We start from the raw sequence: 18,660 nt of genomic DNA on the forward strand, positions 1-18,660 counted from the left end.
GGGGCTCCTCGAAGCCCCTTTTCCTTTCCTATCTTAACGCATTCGGATATATGGAAGGTGAACCAAACATGAACATCAACGCCCTGGAGCCAGCACCAGCGTCCAGACAAAATAATCATAATCCTGTTCTGGCAACGGTTCTCTCAATCGTTCCTGGCTTAGGCCAGCTGTACAATCGAAGGTGGATTAAAGGAATTGTATTTCTTGTAATTGGCTTAAGCTTGATCGCTGCGTTATCCGTGCCTATCGCAAACAGCATCGCGGGTATGATCACTTTGGGAGATAACCCCGAAACAGATGATTCTCGTAATCTGCTCGTCCAAGGCTTGTTATCCTCGATCATTGGCATCATTTTGCTAGGCTTGTATGTGCTTAACCTGCTCGATGCCCGCAAAGATGCGAAGAAACGGCAGGAGGGTACTCGTACGCCATCCGTTCGGCAAGCATTCCAGGACAGCTGGGAGCATGGCTTCCCGTACTTTGTCGTTGTGCCGAATTTCATTATGATGGCGCTGATTGTTATTTTTCCGCTGCTGTTCATGATCTCTCTCGCTTTCACCAACTACAACCTGTACAATTCTCCACCCGCTCATTTGCTTAACTGGGTCGGCTTTGCCAACTTCAAATCACTGTTCACGGAAGCAGTGTGGAGCAAAAGCTTAATTACAGTCTTATCCTGGACGGTTGTCTGGACACTTGTTGCAACAACATTGCAGATTGTGCTGGCCTTTTTCTTAGCCGTATTGGTCAATGACAGTCGTGTCAAATTCAAACGTCTGATTCGTACCGTGTTAATCTTGCCATGGGCTGTTCCTTCGTTCATGACGGTGCTTGTGTTTACAGCGATGTTTAATGATACGTTTGGAGCGATTAACCGGGATATCTTCTCCCATTTTGGCGTGACAATTCCTTGGTTATCTGATCCAACTTGGGCTCGGATTGCAATTATTAGTATTCAAGTGTGGCTTGGTTTCCCTTATGTATTTACCTTGATTACAGGTGTTCTGCAGGGGATTTCGAAAGATTGGTACGAAGCAGCTGATGTAGACGGGGGCAGTCGTTGGAAGAAATTCCGCTTCATTACGATGCCGCATGTCCTGTTTGCTACGGCTCCGCTGCTGATCATGCAGTACTCGTACAACTTTAATAACTTCAACATTATTTATCTGTTTAATAAAGGCGGTCCGCCAGTACCGGGGCAAAGCTCAGGTGCTACCGACATTCTAATCTCGTGGGTGTACAGCCTGACGTTCAAAGAAAATAACTACAAGATGGCTGCCGCCGTTTCCATCATTATGGGGATCGTTGTAGCGGCGTTTGCCCTCTATCAATTCCGCAAAACCCGTTCCTTCAGAGAGGAGGATATGTACTAAGATGAAGCGTTCACTCAAATCCGCTCTCGAAGTATCCGGCATCTATTTGATCGTTCTCATTATGTTTGTTCTAATTCTATATCCGTTGTTGTGGGCGTTCAGTATGTCCCTCAATCCAGGAACAAGCTTGTTCTCTCTCAAAATGTTCCCGGACAACTGGTCGCTTGAGCATTATAAATGGTTGTTCACAGATCCAAGCAGCAATTACACCCTTTGGTATAAGAACACGTTGATCGTTGCTTTTATCAATGGTCTTGCATCGGTCTGCATTGTATCGATTGTAGCTTACGTTTTCTCAAGATTCCGTTTCATCGGCCGCAAGAACAGCATTTATACCTTCCTGCTGCTGCAGATGTTCCCGGTACTCATGGGGATGGTAGCCATCTATCTGCTGCTCAACACGGTTAACCTGCTGGATACGTTTACAGGCCTCATCCTGATCTATGTGTTTGGCGGTCTCCCAATGAACTTGTTCCTTGTAAAAGGTTACCTGGATACGATTCCGCGTGACCTCGACGAATCGGCCAAAATAGATGGAGCAGGATACCTGACGATCTTCTTCCGGATCTTAATTCCACTCGCCAGCCCGATTATTGCAGTTGTTGCTTTGTTTACGTTTATGGCGCCGTTCTTTGACTTCCTGACGCCGCAGATTATTATCCGCAGCCCGGAGAAGTTCACACTGGCGCTAGGCTTATACAACTTTATTAATGATAAGTTTGCGAATAACTTTACGATGTTTGCCGCAGGTACAATTCTTATTGCGATACCTATATCGATTGTTTTCCTGCTGCTGCAGCGCTTCCTCATCTCCGGTCTTGCGGATGGGGCAACGAAAGGTTAATTGTACTCTAAAATTATGTCATTACTTTGTAGGAGGAATGGGATCAATGCCAGCATCATTATTAAAGAAGCTTCTATTTCTTTGTATGGCGCTCCTTATTGCGATCCCCCCGCTGTCCGCAAGTGCGGACGGCGTTTCTGGGGTTAATAATGAAGACGCTTTCATCCAAATTCATAATCCTTGGAAAGGTTATTCCCTGTACGAGGATGCAGCAGGTAAGGTGCGTTACGGCTTTCCGGCTGTAAACGATCCTTATGCGCAGTGGATGATTGAAGTGAAGGGTGATCATAAGAGAATTAAAAACCGGGCGACCGGCCATTACATGAATTCTGAACAGGTGACAGATGCGAATATAACAAATGCGGTAGATAGCTCGGACATTGGCGAGAACTGGGTCTCTGACACATGGGATACCGCAGAAGTTGCAAGCAAACCTGGAGAGTTCAATATTATCAGTACTCGTAACGCTTCTTGGATCGTCAATTTCCAAATTGACAATGGTACCGTTCAGTCGAATAATTGGGCGCAATCGGACTGGGGAAGCGCAACCTGGACCTTTGATTCGTTAGAAGCCAGCAAACCAGTTCGAGCGCCGAAGCGGATCAAGAATAATTGGAAAGGCATCTATTTATATGAAGATAACGGTCAGATCAAATACGGCGACCCTGCTTATACGGATCAATCTTCGCAATGGACTTTGATTGACACGGCAAACGGCAAGCTGCTGCGCAACGTGGCGACGGGCCATTATATAACGAGTGTTGATTATGTCGGGGCAACACCGCTTTCCGCTGAAGCTACGCCAAGTGTAAATTCAGCTTGGATCATCGCGGCTGCCAAGAATGACAGCGGTGTAGAAGTAGACGGATATGTCTCGCTGAAGAGTGCGGCAAACGCAAGCAGTTTCATCAACGTGCAGAATCAAGACGGCTTCGCGCAGGGCAACAACTGGGCTCAGGCAACATGGGGCAGCGCACAGTGGGCGCTCGAGGACCCAGCTCCTCCTACAGCTCCGGTTGTTCCATACATTTGGATCAAGAATAACTGGCTGCAGCTGTATCTGTTCGAAGACGCCAATGGTGTTGTTCAATACGGCAACGTACTGTCATCTAATCAGAATGCGCAGTGGCTGGTGGAAGATCATGCTGGCGTAAAACGAATCAAGAACCGCGGCACTGGTCATTATTTGAATAATGATGGGGTAACAGGCGACCGGGATGCGCTGAAATCTACTGTTTTGGCAGAAGAAGATTCAACGGCAGTCGATTGGACAATTGAGACGTATCAAGGCTATAAGCTGATCAGCAAGCCAAGCGATGACAGCGGGAAATACGTCAATGCCGAGAACAAGCTGAAATACGCACAGTTCAGCGTTGTGCCTAAAGACTGGGGCAGCCCAAAATGGGAGTTTATCACCGTTGCTGAGACCGCTCCAGCTTACGTACGACTGAAGAACAGCTATTTTGGCCAATACCTCTTTGAAGATGAGGACGGTAAGGTCGCTTACGGTCAGCCTGATGCGAATGATCCTGCCTCCCAGTGGTCGATTGAGACCGCACCGCAAGGCGTTTATATTGTGAACCGGGCAACAGGGCATATGATTTCTAATGAGAACATTAACAAGCAGCCGGGGGAAACAGATCCACATCTCAAGCCACTCGAAAGCTTAACGCTGGACAAAACATGGGGCAGCGTGCAGTGGACGATGACGGATGTGGAAGGCTCTGTGAATACGAAAGTATTCAGCAACAGCTGGAACCCGAATTGGAATAATGAAGCCGCCAATATCCATATACAAGACCAGACTGGCTTTGCGCAAGCAAGCAATATTCCGGCGAATTGGGGCAGTGCGCAATGGGTACTGGAGGCTGCTGCGCAAGCACCGGCTGAATTGCCGGAAGGCTTTATCCGAATCAAGAATGAAGCATCCGGCCAATACCTGTATGAGAACGGCAACCATGTTGTCTTATACGGCGCACCAGCTGCGAACAATGCGGCATCGCACTGGCAAATCACGAGTGAAGATGGTACTCAGCATATCGTAAACCGTGCGACCAGCAATGCCATATCTATCGAAAATCTGCAAAGCTATCTGGAGACAACAACAGCTCCAGTGGATAAGGATACGAAAGTGAACTGGGTTGTAGAAAATGGTCCTTCCTCTGGTCTATATCTGCTACGCAGTGCAGCGGCAGGTTATGAAGACAACTATATTCATACCGAGGATTTGCAAGGTTATGCGCAATATGAACTAAGATCGATTGAAAGCCGCGGCGTGCAGTGGAGACTCGAGACGGCATCAGTTGAAGCCGTAACCATACCGTCTGTTGATTGTCCTGAGAACGCAGTGACTCCTATTTTGAAAGAAACGAATGTAGTTCGGATCGTTGATGGTGCAAGCGGCAAGGCAATAATCGAACATAGCGGCGCTATTGTTGCGGCTATTCCTACTGTTAATGATGACAAAGCAGCTAACTGGCTGCCGCAGGATTACAACGGTCATAAGCAATATGTGAATCAAGCGACTGGCCATAAGCTGGCTCTCAATCTGAATGGTCAGCCTTCGGCCATTACGGATGGAACAAGTCTAGCTGGACAATGGGAAGTTAATGCTTATGCAGGCTATCAGGTACTGAGCAATGCTGCTGCTCCTGAACAGTATTTAACACTAAGTGAAGCGGGAGCAGTTACTGCCGAGGCAGTTAATCCATCGGCAAGCTCGGCTCATTGGCTAATTCAGCCCGTGAAGAGTGACGTCCGCTACGAAGCGGACGAAGCTTTTATGACTGGCGGAGTATCAGCAAATGGAGCATACGTATCCGGTTTTACACAAGTGGATGCAGCACTGCAGTTTGCAGTCAATGCCGACAACGCTGATAGCTATGGAGCAAAAGTGCATTATCGCAATTCAGACCACAATGCAAAGACGTTAAATGTATTTGTTAACGGCTTAAAGCAGCCTGCTGCAATAGAGTTCCCAAGTACAGGTAACGGCTGGGCTGACAAGACATTGAACCTTCCACTTCGTGCAGGCATGAACACAATCTCCTTGCAGTACGATAACGGCAATACCGGCAACGTTGATGTCGATTACCTTATCGTGCAAAATGCAATCAACAAAGATTACCGCGGAGCGACAGTTCCCTTTACGACTTATGAAGCAGAACATGGCGTAACGAATGGTACTTTCATCGAAGAGGACCGTACGTTTAAAACTTTTGCTTCCGAAGCATCCGGCAGGGAAGCTGTTCGTTTGGACGCAACAGGACAATATGTAGAGTTTAAAACAACGGAGCAAGCGAATGCGCTGACCATGCGCTATATCATTCCGGACTCTGCAGCTGGTGACGGCGAAGAGCATACATTGACGCTGTATATTAATGGAGAAAAGCAAGGCAAGATTAATCTGTCCAGCAAGTACAGCTGGGTATATGGTAAATATCCTTGGACGAATAATCCTGCTGACGGAGATGCTCACCGTTTCTATGATGAATCCCGTCTGTTAGTTGGCGAAGTACCAGCAGGCTCAACGATCCGTCTCGTGAAGGAAGCGGACGATACAGCGGAATACTATGTGGTTGACTTGGTTGATCTGGAGCAGGCGCCTGATGCTTATTTGAAACCAGACGGCTACTTAACGGTAACAGACTTTGGAGCAATAGCGAATGATGAATCGGATGATTCAGCTGCTTTTGAAGCAGCAATTGCAACAGCGAAGGAACAGGATGTTGGCTTATGGATTCCGGCAGGGGTATTTACACTTACAGAAGGACCTCTCCATATCAATAATGTGACGATCCGTGGTGCGGGCATGTGGAACACCGAACTGCAGGGAGCAGGCTTCCTCGTTGAAGGCAGTAAAGTGCGGGTATACGATTTGTATATGGATCTTGGTGTGACCGGACGCCATGATGAGCTGCGTGAAGCGGGCTTTGATGGCACCTTTGGCCAGGGATCGGTAATTCAGAACGTATGGATTGAGCATGCAAAAGCCGGGATCTGGTCGATGCGTAGTGACGAAGGTATGCTGACAGATGGTTTATACGTTGGCGGCGTGCGAATTCGCGATACCTATGCCGATGGAATTAACTTCACAACCGGCACAAGAAACTCCATGATTGAGCAAACCCATATCCGTAACTCCGGTGATGACAGCATCGCGCTTTGGTCACAGAAGCCGGAAGGCGTATCCGATGATGACAGTCGTGTGAGCGGTAATACGGTTCGGTTTAATACGGTACAGCTGCCATGGCTTGCGGATAATGTAGCGATCTTTGGCGGACGGAACAATAACGTGCAGGACAATATCCTTTCGGATACAGTAGGGTTTGGTGCAGGGATTGCGGTATCAACAAGGTTCAATCCAGTAGCCTTCGATGGTACAACACTAATTGAGCGCAATACGCTAATTCGCACCGGCGGCCGCGAACCAAGCTGGGGTCAGAACTTTGGAGCCATCTGGCTGTTCACTGGTGATAAGCCAATTGATGCGGACATTATGATTCGTAATAACACAGCACTGGACAGTACTTATCAAGGTCTGTACGTGAACGGCCCTAACGCAATCACGAATGGTACTCATAGCATTACGATTGAAAACTATGTGATCGATGGAACCGGTACGTGGGGAATTCATGTGAACAGTGACGTAAGCGGATCAATTAATTTGGATAATGTTATCGTCCGCCATACGAAGATTGGACCTGTATTTAACGCAGTAGGAACGGGCTTTGAGCTTCGTACTGTTACGCATGAGGATAATGGAAACCCAGGCAATCATACAGGCGGTGGTTCAACACCAACTGAGCCATCCCTTAATCATGATGCTGAACTGAAGGCTGGCCTGCTATCAGGTAAAACGGAGATTATCATTGACTTGCCGGCTAATGTGGAAGTGGGAACTGTTGAGTTCTCTGCAGCTGTATTGAAGGAGGCAGCAGCTGCTCCTAAGGGTGCAGTCATTGTGATTCGTTATGGGGGTATGACGTATAACCTTCCATCAAATCTATGGACGATTCTGGAGGAAGCCGGATACGGACAGGATCTAGAGGTGACAGGCTCCAAGCTGACCATTAAACTCTCTCAAGCAGCATCAGATACAACTGAGGAGCTGAAGAACAAGGCAGCTTCGGCAGGCTTCACCATTGCAGGTAATCCCATTTCCTTCGAGATGACTTTGCAATCCGGCGTTAAGTCCATACCGGTACATCATTTCGGAAAGCAGTTTGTAGCTAGAAGCTTCATGCTCGACGGTTCATTAGATGTGGAGCACAGCACAGTTGTAGTGTTTGATCCGGCAACAGGACAATTTAGAACGGTACCTGCGTTGTTCACGAGTGAAGGCGGCCATACCGTTGTTACGGTAAAAAGCACAACAAACAGTCTTTACGCGGCAGCTGTTTCGACTGTTACCTTCAAGGATATATCTTCCCATTGGGCGAAGGATGATATTCTACTCTTGGCAAACAAACGGATCGTAAACGGTGTTGCTGTAGATACGTTTGCGCCAAACCGCGACATCAGCAGAGCGGAATTTGCAGCACTTGTGGTGAAGGCGCTTGGATTTGCACCAACAAGCGAAGACATCAAAACATTCACGGATGTACAGCCGTCTACCTGGTACGCCTCCTATATCAATACGGCTGTGCAATACGGTATTGTCAAAGGGATGAGCGATGGTACATTCCATCCCAATCAAGAGGTAACCCGCCAGGAAATGGCGGTCATGCTGGACCGGGTACTGGAGCTGACCCAAAAGGATACTTCATCTTGGGATACCGGAACAACAGCGTTTGAACAAGACGGCAGCCAAATCGCCGAGTGGGCACAGTCTTCTATTGAAGAGCTTGCAGCGGCAGGGATTATGCAAGGCAAATCTGCAGGTAAGTTCGCTCCGCTCGACCATGCCACACGTGCCGAAGCAGTAGTAACGCTGAAGCGTTTGCTGCAGGCAACTGACCTCATGGACATATAATTCAATATAATAAAGCAAGCCGGTTAAGGGGCTCCCTTAACCGGCTATTTGTCATGCGTTCAAAGTCACAATCTTGTTATTAAAAGTTACAATTAGAGTAGTCGGAAAGAATCAAGCCGTTGTATGATGAGGTATCTAACCTTGTGCCAAGGAGACGAGTGACATGTTTAATAGAGCCAACAAGAAAGCGCTTCCAATAATTGTCGGATCGCTGCTCGTCGTCGCTATCCTCATAGTATTCTCGACGATGTACGGACAAACCCCGAAGCCGACCCGATCGGCCGATGATTCCAATACAAATCCCGATAATCAATCTGCAACGAAGCCGGCTGCAGATACCAATAATACCGACAAGCTGGTTATGGTCTTCCCCGCGGGGAATGTGCCCAAGGACCTTAATCTTGTTGAAGACAAAATCAACGACTATCTTCTCAAAAAAATAAACGCCACAGTCGATATCCGAACCATTGATATGGGATCCTGGTGGGATAAGACGGGGCTTATGTTCGCTTCCGGCGAACAGATGGACATTCTCTTTACCGCAGGATGGATGCGTTTTGGTGATGAGATTGCGAAAGGACGCTACCTTCCACTTGATGAGTTGCTGGACAAATATGGCGAGGGCATTCGCGAGATTCTGGATCCGTCTATTCTTGAAGCCAGCAAGGTGAATGGCAAGTTATACGGCATTGTTACCAACAAAGAGTTTGCTTCCAGCAAAGGGCTCGTGCTCCGCCAGGATCTGGTGGATAAATACGATATTGATCTCTCGAAGGTGAAGACGCTGGCCAACTTTGGCCCCATTTTCGAGAGAATTAAACGAGATGAGTCGGGGGTTGCACCACTGCAGGCACGTGCAGACCGCAGTCCTCTTACGTTTATGATGCAGTACGGTATTTTTGACATGCTGGGAGAAGGTCCAGGTGTATTGCGACGTGACGGGCAATCAACGAAGGTACTTAGTATGGCGGAGACGGATGAATTTATGAACTATGCGAAGCTCCTCTATGAGTGGAATCGGAAGGGATATCTGAACGCGGATGCTACAACATCTAAAGATAATGAATATGACGCAGTGAAAGCAGGTAATGCCTTTGCTTATGCCGAGTCTCTTAAACCAGGATTTGAGATTCAAGCTTCGCGGGATACCGGTTATCCCATGGTCAGTGTAGAACTGACAAAACCTTATACGACAACAGCGGATACAACAAGCGCGATGTTCGCGATTACCCGTAATGCCAAGCATCCGGAGAAATCGATGATGCTGCTAAATCTTTTATACACCGATCCTTATTTACTGAATTTGCTCGATTGGGGCTTAGAGGGCGTTCATTACGTCAAGAAGTCGGATAATGTCATCGAATATCCGCCTGGCGTAGATGCCAAGACGGTGGGCTACAATCTCAATCAGCCTTGGATGTTTGGCAACCAGTTGAACTCCTATCTATGGGATAACGAAAATCCGGGTCTCTGGGAGGAATACCGCAGCTTTAACGAGCAGGCGGATAAATCGAAGGCACTTGGTTTTGTTTTTAACCCCGAGCATGTGAAGGCGGAGATTGCGGCTTCCCTACTTGTAGAGAAAGAATTTATGCCGGCTTTTAATACAGGAGCACAGGATCCGGAGAAAATTATCCCGATGTATATAAGCAAGCTGAAGGCTGCTGGAGCCGATAAAGTCGTCCAGGAGAAACAGCGTCAGCTTGATCTATGGCTGTCCAGCCACAACTAATTCGCAGATGAGGAGAGGAGAACGACAATGAGACAAGCGACGATGCGTTCCAGGCTGATCTTGGGCTTTGGTCTCGTCATTATTCCTCTCGTGATCCTGCTCTTGTGGAACAATCTCTATGCAACAAAGGTTGTCCACTCCCAGGTCGCACAGTCGAACCGGAATATGCTCACGATGTATATGAATGATATGGATCAGGTGCTGGGAGAGATCGAGAACTATCTCTACAAAGCGGCCGAGCAGGATCAAAGCTTAATCTCGCTCAGCCAATATGATCAAGACAGCTGGGAATATTATTTGTCTACGACGCAGACATCCAATGATTTGGATTTGAACATTAACTATTATGATGCAGCAGATGTCTTGTTTGCTTACAGTACCAAATATGAAGAGCTTCTAATCGCACAGCAGCAATCGGTTACTTATGACCGTAAGCAGGAGATTCAGACAAAGCTGAGAGAACTGCTTGCCAAAGATGATCCTACTATTCGCACCGGCTGGAACGTTGTGGAGTTGAATGGACAAAATGCTCTCGTTCGTATCGTGGATACGAATTATGATTCTTATATCGGAGCATGGATTGATCTGAATCGGCTGATGGAGCCGATGAGGGTATTGGGGCAAGGGGGCAAGGCAGAAGCACTTCTTGTATCGGGCGAAGGTAAGCCGTTATCAACCGTAGGAAATTCTATCCGTCAGGAGGTAGAAGCTTTCGACCTAACTACGTATATGGACAACGGTAACGCCGCTTATAACATTGTGAAACTGGGTAAACCTTACTTGCTTGTGGCGAAAAGCTCCAGGATGGCGGATATGAACCTTATCTTCCTGCTGCCGGAGCGTACACTGCTTGAAGGTCTTCCGATTTTCCGAAAAATGACGTATCTTATTCCAATGCTTGCTGCGATTATGCTTGGCCTTTATCTCTTCTTCCTGCAGAACTCGATTGTGAAGCCAATCCATCATTTCATTAAAGGAATGCGCAAGATTCGTTCCGGCGACCTGAGTGTTCGGATGGAGGATTATAAGCTTCAGGAATTTATTACACTCAAAGAAACGTTCAACGGAATGGCTCAGCAAATTGAGCATCTCAAGATTGATATCTACGAGGAACAGATCAGGACGCAGAAGGCGGAGCTGAAGCATCTACAGGCGCAGATCCATCCTCATTTTTTCATGAACTCTCTTAATATTGTCTATCAACTGGCACAGATCAAGGATTACGAAGTGATTCAGAACATGTCTTTGCATCTTGTACGCTATTTCCGATTTACGACCCGGACGCAGGTTTCAACGGTTACCGTGAAGGAAGAAGTCGAGCATCTCTATCATTATCTCTCGATTCAGAAGTATCGTTTCCCGGAGACACTTGCTTTTGATTTTATCGTAGACCCAGCTCTGGAGAACGTAAGTATTCCGCCGCTTAGCATTCAGCCTCTCGTTGAGAATGCAATGGTACACGGCTTCTCCATTCGTACAGGAACTCCATTCCATATTCGGGTGAAGGTATCATCAGAAGGAGAAGGGGATCAATCAGAGCTGGTCATTGAGGTAGAGGATAACGGAAAAGGTCTCACGGAGGAACAAATTGAACATTTGCATATGAAGGTGCAGCAGCTTGAGCCTGGTGATGGCAGTTTAGGGCTGTGGAACGTTGTTCGGCGATGCAGGCTCTATTATAAAGGTACAGTCAGAATGGCATTTGGCAGTGCTGATCCACAGGGTGCGATCGTAACGCTGCGGGTGCCGAGGAATAAAACGGGCGAGAGGGAGCCGGGACAATGATACGAGTACTCATTGTAGATGATGAAATTTATGCGGTGAAGGGACTTCGTTCAGGAGTCCGGTGGGATATGATTGGAGTCGATGAGGTTTATGAAGCTTATCATGCACCGATGGCGCAGCAGGTACTGCATGAACAGCAGATAGACATCGTCATATGTGATATCGAAATGCCGGAGATTAGTGGTCTTGAGCTGATGGCGTGGGTAAAAGCACAAGGCATGCAGCCAGAGACGATTGTGTTGACCTGCCATTCTGAGTTTGAGTATGCGAAGCGTGCAATCCATCTTGGCAGCTTTGAATATTTGCTTAAGCCGGTTATTTATACCGAGCTGGAGGAGACGCTCCTCACTGCGATCTCCCGGGTGAATGAGAAGCGGAGAATTAGTGAAACGGATGACCAATACAATAAAATCGTTGAGCTGTGGAACAGCCGTAAGCCAATGCTCGTAGAGCGCTTCTGGCAGGATCTGCTGGAACGCAGAGTATCAACGAGCCATGAAGCGATCAGGCAATCTCTCTCTGCTTATGATATGAAGCTAAGTACAGTTGAACGTGTTCGTCTCATCCTTATTAGTGTGGAGAGCTGGGAAAGACCACTTAACGAGCGGGATGAGCTTATTATGGAGTTTGCACTGCGTAAATCGGCAGAAGAGCTGCTCCTTGAGAAGCTTCCGGGCAACGTCATTCAAGATCATCGGGGTAATATTCTTGTCGTGCTGCACCTGGGTGAGATTGATGCAGCTAGAGAAGAAATTGAGGCATTGTGCCGATCATATGTGGAAGCATGCAGCCAATACTTCTATTGTCGTTTATCCTGCTATATTGGTGAATTAAGTGCGGTAACGGGTGTACTGCAAAGCTACTTAACCTTGCTGAACAAAGAATACCGTAATGTGAGCATGGCGGGCGGTATTATCTGGAGCGAAGATCCGAGGACAAATACCATCATACCGGCCGCCAAATTTACGGATGCAATGCTGGACTGGGCGGATTTGCTTGAGCAGGGCGATGTAACGGAGCTGGCGCAAAGGCTGGAGGATTGGACGAATACAATCGATCCGAATACGTCAACCGTCGATAGTTTAACTGCTTGCTATCATGCGTTGCTGCAAGTAATTTATTATGCGATGCACCGCAAGGGATTTCAAGCCCAGCAGCTCTATGAGCATCATGCCTGCTTGGGAATGGAGACCGCGACCCGTTCGGTCGGACAATTCAAAGTATGGGTGCGATGTATCACAGAAGCCGCGAGCAGCTTATTTTCCAGAACCATGGCTGTTAGTCCAATCGTGCTCAAGGTGAAGGCTTTTATCGCTGAGCATCTGAACGAGGAGCTTAGCCGTGAGCAGCTAGCATCCATTGCTTTTGTGAATCCAGCCTATCTGTCCCGTCTGTTCCGGAAGGAAACGGGTATGGTGCTGACCGACTATATATTGAAGGAAAGAATGGATAAAGCTGCGGAGCTTCTTACAACAACCGACCGAAGCATCAGCGAGATCGCCGACGGACTCAGCTATGGTAATTTCTCTTACTTCGCCAGATTGTTCCGTAAGGTTCATGGTGTAACTCCGCAGGAATACCGGAAGCCCTATCGCAGAGTACAGTAAGCATAGTTTGAGTATCAAACTTTATGACCACCTGGAGAGGTGGTTTTTTTATTTTCCTTCATAAAATTTCCTTCTGAGGGAATCCTTAAGTTACACATAGAGGTGCAGTCTGTCGCATGAACGAGAAGGGGGATATATATGGAGCATAACGGACAACCATTAGAGCAGCCATCTATACCATCTGCATCTGTCAGAGACAACATGGCCTATATCAAGCAATTGCTTGGGGCGCCAAGCGACTTATTAATACGTACCTTTCTAACGGCTGAAGGCGAAAAGGCTGCGGTTGTTTGTATAGAAGGATTGGTAGACAAGCAGGTTATCCAGAATCAAGTCATTAGCCAGCTCATGCTTACCGGCGGGAGTTCTTTTGTTCGTTCTGAACAAAGAGAGAAGACCGGACAGATGGATGATGAACACAGTAATAGCATGTTTACACATGCATCAGAAACCGAAAGACTAGCTCTGCAGGATATGAGAAACTCAGCCGACTGGGACGATATTGTGCTGACTATTTTATCCGGCGATGCAGCCTTGTTTATTGAAGAGATGGAAGAGGTCATTCTAATCGGGAGCAAAGGCTGGAAAAGCCGGGCGATTGAAGAGCCTCAGACCGAATCCATTATCCGTGGGCCAAGGGATGGCTTTACGGAAGATATTCGGACGAATACAACACTAGTCAGAAGACGGATCAGAGATCCGCATCTTCGGTTTGATTCCTTTTGCATAGGGCGAAGATCACGAAAAGATATAGTCGTTGCTTATATTGACGGCGTTGTGAATCCAATGCTTGTGAATGAGGTGAAACGAAGAATCAACACCATTGATATGGATGACGCCGAAGGCTCAGGGTTTATTGAGCAGTGGATTCAGGATCATTATTGGTCACCCTATCCGCAAATCATAAATACGGAACGTCCCGACAAGGTGGCAGGTGCTCTATTGCAAGGACGGGTTGCGGTGCTTGTTGACGGTACGCCGTTTCAATTAATCCTGCCTATTACGATTTCTTCCTTTATTCAATCTCCTGAGGATTACTATCAGAACTGGATCTTAGCGAGTGTCCTTCGAATTCTGCGTGTCTTCGCTGTATTTGTAGCTTTATTTCTGCCAGGCCTGTACATCGCTTTATTGGAGTATCATCACGGAATGCTGCCATCCAAGCTGGCTTTTTCCGTAGCGGGGACAAGAGAAGGCGTTCCCTTCCCGGCTGTTGTGGAAACCTTTCTTATGGAAGCGACTTTGGAACTGCTGCGTGAAGCGGGGGTGCGGCTGCCGAAATCAATCGGACAGACCATTGGTGTTGTAGGTGGTCTTGTAATTGGGGAGGCGGCAGTAACGGCGGGAATCGTAAGTCCGGTCATGGTCGTTATTGTAGCTGTCACAGCCATCGCGTCTTTTGCTATTCCATCCTATGGGTTTGCAATCTCCATTCGATTGATGAGGTTCCTTATTATGATCGCGGCAAGTGTATTTGGGCTGTACGGAATCGTGCTTGCCCTGATTATTAATTGTATTCACCTTGTGAATTTGAGGAGCTTTGGTATTCCGTATACTGCCCCACTTGCACCGCTCAGACTTTCAGATTGGCGGGATCTTATTTATCGGCTACCCGTTATCCGTTTATCTCATAGACCAGAAATATTAGAACCTATGGATAGTAAGAGACTGAGTAAGGGCAGCAAAGGAAAGAGGTCACAATGAGAATCAATAGCTTTGGCGAAAAACCATTATCATCCCTGGAGATGAGCATGACCATAGCTTCCATGCTGATTGGTGTTGGCATACTGACACTTCCCCGGGCGGTTGCGACCTATACGAGGTCTTTCGACGGCTGGATGAGTATTTTACTTGCGGGTTGTGTTGCGCTTCTTGCTGGTCTGCTTGTTTCCAAGGTGGCCATTCGTGCAGGGAATAAGACTTTCCTTGATTATTCTGTAACCCTGGTTGGCAAACCGGTAACATATATCATCGCTGCTCTCCAGTTCAGCTATTTTTTAGGCTTCTGTTCATATGAGGCAAGAGCGATCGCCAATATATCGAAGCAATATTTATTTGATCGGACGCCAGTTGAGTATATTTCACTAGCGTTTATTCTCGTTGTGGTTTATGGAGTGTCCGGCAGCAGGTCGGGGCTGCTTCGGCTGAATGTCTTGTTTTTGCCATCTGTCCTATTGATGGTTATCATTGTCGTCTGCTTTGGCTACAGATGGTTTGAATTTACAAACCTGCAGCCCTTTTTCATTACGCCGCCTATTGGCATCATGCAGGGAATGAGGGAGGTTATCTATTCCCTTCTCGGGTTTGAAATTATTTTGTACTACATTGTTTTTATGGAACGTCCTGAAAAAGCTACGAAATCAGTCCTGTCAGGCATTGCGGTGTCCGTTGTCATCTACCTGGTTATCTATCAGCTCGTGGTCGGTATATTCTCCAATATTGGTGCGATGAATATCGTCTATCCAACCATTGAGCTTGCCAAAGAAATCCAATTCCCGGGCAACTTCTTCGAACGGTTTGAATCGTTGTTTTTTGTCATTTGGATCATGACGGTATTTAACACAGCGGCAATGGGATTTGATCTGGCCAATGAATGCATGTCCTTTTTGTTTAAAAAATTAAGTAAAAGATATCGCCTGCTAATCATTGCTCCTATCTCTTATTTAGTTTGTATGACTCCAGGAGATATGGCAGAGTTCTCCACTCTTGGGACGATGATCAGCTATATGGCTATCCTTTCCGGCATTTTATTGCCTATCTCTCTTCTTATGTTTGGCGGTAAGAAGAAAAAGGAGGAGAAGGTTGATGACAAGAGCAGCGCCTAGAAGACGAATGCTGCCCTTGCTGTTGGCGGTTTGTGTTTTTATGACAGGCTGTTGGGACCGTGTTGAGATTGATCAGCGTGGCTTTGTTGTTGGAGTAGGAATAGATGAACCGGATAAGAAGGAAGAAGGAAAGGGGGATGAGGATAATCAGAAAAATAATCAAAGCGATTCGAATCAAATGTTCAGGGTTGTTTATCAGATTGTCATGCCAGCTGGCTTAAGCACCAATAAGGGAGGAGGGGATGGCACAGGAGGCAAAGCTTATTTCAATATGGCGGTGGAAGAGAATACGATGGCGACTTCTATGGCAAAGCTCTCCCAGCGTTTAAGCCGCGCTCCTTTCTTTGAACATTTAAAAGTGATCATCGTTTCAGAGAGTATTGCTCGAAAACCTAAGAAATTCGCGGAGACCATTGATTTCTTCCTGAGAGAAAGCCAGATGAGACGTTCCACTAGAGTAATGGTAACCAGGGATAAGGCGGTTAATATTTTTAATACGCATCCACCTGATCAGAGGCTGCCATCTGCTTATTTGGAAGAACTCTCAGACAATACGAAGGAAAGCACCAGGATTTTACCCGAATCCCGTATCGGGGATGTGCATGAGTTTTTGCTGAAGCATAAAAGCTTCGCCATCCAAGGTGTCCAGAATGGTAACCGGAATTTTTCAACAGTGACGGAAGCGGCTGTCTTTAATGGATCCTCGAATCAACTGGTTGGTTTTCTAAATCCGATGGAAACTGCCGGGCTTAACTTTATGGAAGGGAATGTAAAAGGCGGTCAAATTAAATTCACCTTTGAAGACCGGCTTGGCGTATTTAGCATTGAACGGATGAGTAAGAGGCTGGAATGTAAGTTTGGCCCGGACAATATGCCTTCGTTTACTTTTCATATTCGTGTGGAAGGGGCAGTCGATGAGGTATTTCATGCACCGGATACACTGAAGGAACCTGCCATTAATAAAATGGAAGAAGCTATACAGGGGGAGATTGTCAAATTAATGACGATGACCACCAATAAACTACAGCATGAATACAACTGTGATGTGATGGGGCTTCGTGAATATTTATTTCACAAACATTATAGATGGTTTCAGTAGCATGAGTCCCAGTGGGAGGAGGAGGGCAATCTCTTCTCGACTCGACCGGTACAAATGGATGTGAAGGTAAGTGTTCGGAGTAGCGGTAATATTAATTTGACGGAGGATTAGAATGGATTTCTTGAGAAGAGTACTTGGCCTATTGCCGTCTGTCAGTATTTTGTCCAGCGCCATCCTATGTGTGCTCATCCCTATGTGCTTCTACTGGGTATCGGACAGGATGCGGAAGCATGACCCGCCATGGAAGCAAGATCATCCGGATAATCAGCTGGAAGGATCGATGCTGCCTCCGGGCTCCTCTAATGATCAGTACGAAGACTTGACATGATCGTTTGCAGATTGCAGCTTCTTCACACTATACTTTGTTGTAAGTATGGAAAGGGATGAGCATTTGTCGACTTACACTATGCAATTAGCAGAATGGCTGGGGAAGCACGCAAATTCGGAAAATGCCCGCAGCATGGAAGCTTATATGCGTAATCAATTTCCGTTTCTTGGGCTTAAGACACCGGAGCGTGCGCAGTTAACGCGGGAGTTCTGGAAGGAACATGGTCTGCCTAAAGGTGATCTGTTGCTGCAAACGGTAAGTGAGCTATGGGAAATGCCGGAGCGGGAATATCAATATATAGCGATGGTTCTGTTGGACAAGCACCGTAAGCAGGCGGAAAGATCACATATTGAGGTATTAGAGCGACTGGTTGTCACAAAGTCTTGGTGGGATACGGTAGATATCATTGCTGGGCAGCTTATAGGATTCTATTTATCGAAGTACCCGGAGCTGCTTGTCGATTACCCGGATCGCTGGATACACTCAGATAATATGTGGCTGCGTCGGACGGCTATCCTCTATCAGCTGAAGTATAAAGAGAGTACAGATACCGAGCGGCTCTTTCATTATATCGTTCTGCAAAAAGAAGAATCCGAGTTCTTTATCCGGAAAGCAATTGGCTGGGCTCTTAGGGAATACGCGAAGACAGAGCCGGATGTGGTTCGCCGATTTGTTAACGAAACTCCCCTATCCTCTCTTAGTATAAGAGAAGCTTTGAAGCATATAGGAAAAGAATAGATTACTAGAGTGAAAACTTTTTGGAAAAAAGCTTGCAATGGAATAGTCGCCTATGGTATATTCTAATTCCGGCCGAGAGAGATACAGTGTTCGGACGAAAAGCTAAACAACATCAATCGATAGAAATTGAAATTGATGAAAAATAAAGCTTGACACTGAATTCGATAACGTGATAAGATATGCAGCGTTGTTGAAAAAAATTGTTCTTTGAAAACTGAACAACGAGCAAAACTGCCCCGTTAGAAATAACGGAAAAAGCGAAAAACAAAGTTTGAGCAAGTCAAACAGAACCATTTCATGGAGAGTTTGATCCTGGCTCAGGACGAACGCTGGCGGCGTGCCTAATACATGCAAG

The 18,660-nt window shown here is 46.8% G+C and carries 11 protein-coding genes and 1 rRNA gene; all 12 read left to right on the forward strand.

What is annotated here, in order from left to right:
* Positions 1-68: 68 nt before the first annotated feature.
* Positions 69-1,373, forward strand: coding sequence for a carbohydrate ABC transporter permease (locus tag FHS17_RS13385; RefSeq protein WP_167278877.1), 1,305 nt, complete (start codon positions 69-71; stop codon positions 1,371-1,373).
* 1 nt (position 1,374) lies between these two features.
* Positions 1,375-2,217 (forward strand): sugar ABC transporter permease, encoded by an 843-nt coding sequence (locus FHS17_RS13390; protein ID WP_167278878.1) that lies wholly within the window; start codon positions 1,375-1,377, stop codon positions 2,215-2,217.
* 46 nt (positions 2,218-2,263) lie between these two features.
* On the forward strand, positions 2,264-8,191 hold the full coding sequence (locus FHS17_RS13395; RefSeq protein WP_167278879.1) for an S-layer homology domain-containing protein: 5,928 nt from the start codon (positions 2,264-2,266) through the stop codon (positions 8,189-8,191).
* 163 nt (positions 8,192-8,354) lie between these two features.
* Complete coding sequence (locus FHS17_RS13400) at positions 8,355-9,923, forward strand: ABC transporter substrate-binding protein (protein WP_167278880.1); 1,569 nt, start codon at positions 8,355-8,357, stop codon at positions 9,921-9,923.
* Between the two features lie 27 nt (positions 9,924-9,950).
* Positions 9,951-11,708 (forward strand): sensor histidine kinase, encoded by a 1,758-nt coding sequence (locus FHS17_RS13405; protein WP_167278881.1) that lies wholly within the window; start codon positions 9,951-9,953, stop codon positions 11,706-11,708.
* A complete protein-coding gene (locus tag FHS17_RS13410) occupies positions 11,705-13,315 on the forward strand; it encodes a response regulator (RefSeq protein WP_167278882.1) in 1,611 nt (536 codons plus the stop codon). The genes FHS17_RS13405 and FHS17_RS13410 overlap by 4 nt, the downstream gene beginning before the upstream one ends.
* A gap of 138 nt (positions 13,316-13,453) precedes the next feature.
* Positions 13,454-15,019: a spore germination protein gene (locus tag FHS17_RS13415; protein WP_167278883.1), complete on the forward strand. Its 1,566-nt coding sequence runs from the start codon at positions 13,454-13,456 to the stop codon at positions 15,017-15,019.
* On the forward strand, positions 15,016-16,140 hold the full coding sequence (locus FHS17_RS13420) for a GerAB/ArcD/ProY family transporter (RefSeq protein WP_167278884.1): 1,125 nt from the start codon (positions 15,016-15,018) through the stop codon (positions 16,138-16,140). Before FHS17_RS13415 ends, FHS17_RS13420 begins: the two co-directional genes overlap by 4 nt.
* A complete protein-coding gene (locus tag FHS17_RS13425; RefSeq protein ID WP_243865318.1) occupies positions 16,121-17,239 on the forward strand; it encodes a Ger(x)C family spore germination protein in 1,119 nt (372 codons plus the stop codon). Before FHS17_RS13420 ends, FHS17_RS13425 begins: the two co-directional genes overlap by 20 nt.
* A gap of 112 nt (positions 17,240-17,351) precedes the next feature.
* Positions 17,352-17,567 carry a hypothetical protein gene (locus FHS17_RS13430; RefSeq protein ID WP_167278885.1) on the forward strand — a complete coding sequence of 72 codons (216 nt, stop codon included), beginning with the start codon at positions 17,352-17,354 and terminating at the stop codon, positions 17,565-17,567.
* A 63-nt stretch (positions 17,568-17,630) separates the two neighbouring features.
* Positions 17,631-18,305: a DNA alkylation repair protein gene (locus tag FHS17_RS13435; RefSeq protein WP_243865319.1), complete on the forward strand. Its 675-nt coding sequence runs from the start codon at positions 17,631-17,633 to the stop codon at positions 18,303-18,305.
* A 294-nt stretch (positions 18,306-18,599) separates the two neighbouring features.
* A 16S ribosomal RNA gene (locus tag FHS17_RS13440) occupies positions 18,600-18,660 on the forward strand; the annotation flags it as partial.

Source organism: Paenibacillus lupini, assembly GCF_011761355.1.
Taxonomy (GTDB): domain Bacteria; phylum Bacillota; class Bacilli; order Paenibacillales; family Paenibacillaceae; genus Pristimantibacillus; species Pristimantibacillus lupini.

Bases quoted from the DNA above. Each gene is read 5' to 3' on its own strand.
- FHS17_RS13430 (WP_167278885.1), top strand. From the start codon at position 17,352: ATGGATTTCTTGAGAAGAGTACTTGGCCTATTGCCGTCTGTCAGTATT.
- FHS17_RS13410 (WP_167278882.1), top strand. From the start codon at position 11,705: ATGATACGAGTACTCATTGTAGATGATGAAATTTATGCGGTGAAGGGA.
- FHS17_RS13400 (WP_167278880.1), top strand. From the start codon at position 8,355: ATGTTTAATAGAGCCAACAAGAAAGCGCTTCCAATAATTGTCGGATCG.
- FHS17_RS13390 (WP_167278878.1), top strand. From the start codon at position 1,375: ATGAAGCGTTCACTCAAATCCGCTCTCGAAGTATCCGGCATCTATTTG.
- FHS17_RS13405 (WP_167278881.1), top strand. From the start codon at position 9,951: ATGAGACAAGCGACGATGCGTTCCAGGCTGATCTTGGGCTTTGGTCTC.
- FHS17_RS13395 (WP_167278879.1), top strand. From the start codon at position 2,264: ATGCCAGCATCATTATTAAAGAAGCTTCTATTTCTTTGTATGGCGCTC.
- FHS17_RS13415 (WP_167278883.1), top strand. From the start codon at position 13,454: ATGGAGCATAACGGACAACCATTAGAGCAGCCATCTATACCATCTGCA.
- FHS17_RS13420 (WP_167278884.1), top strand. From the start codon at position 15,016: ATGAGAATCAATAGCTTTGGCGAAAAACCATTATCATCCCTGGAGATG.
- FHS17_RS13425 (WP_243865318.1), top strand. From the start codon at position 16,121: ATGACAAGAGCAGCGCCTAGAAGACGAATGCTGCCCTTGCTGTTGGCG.
- FHS17_RS13385 (WP_167278877.1), top strand. From the start codon at position 69: ATGAACATCAACGCCCTGGAGCCAGCACCAGCGTCCAGACAAAATAAT.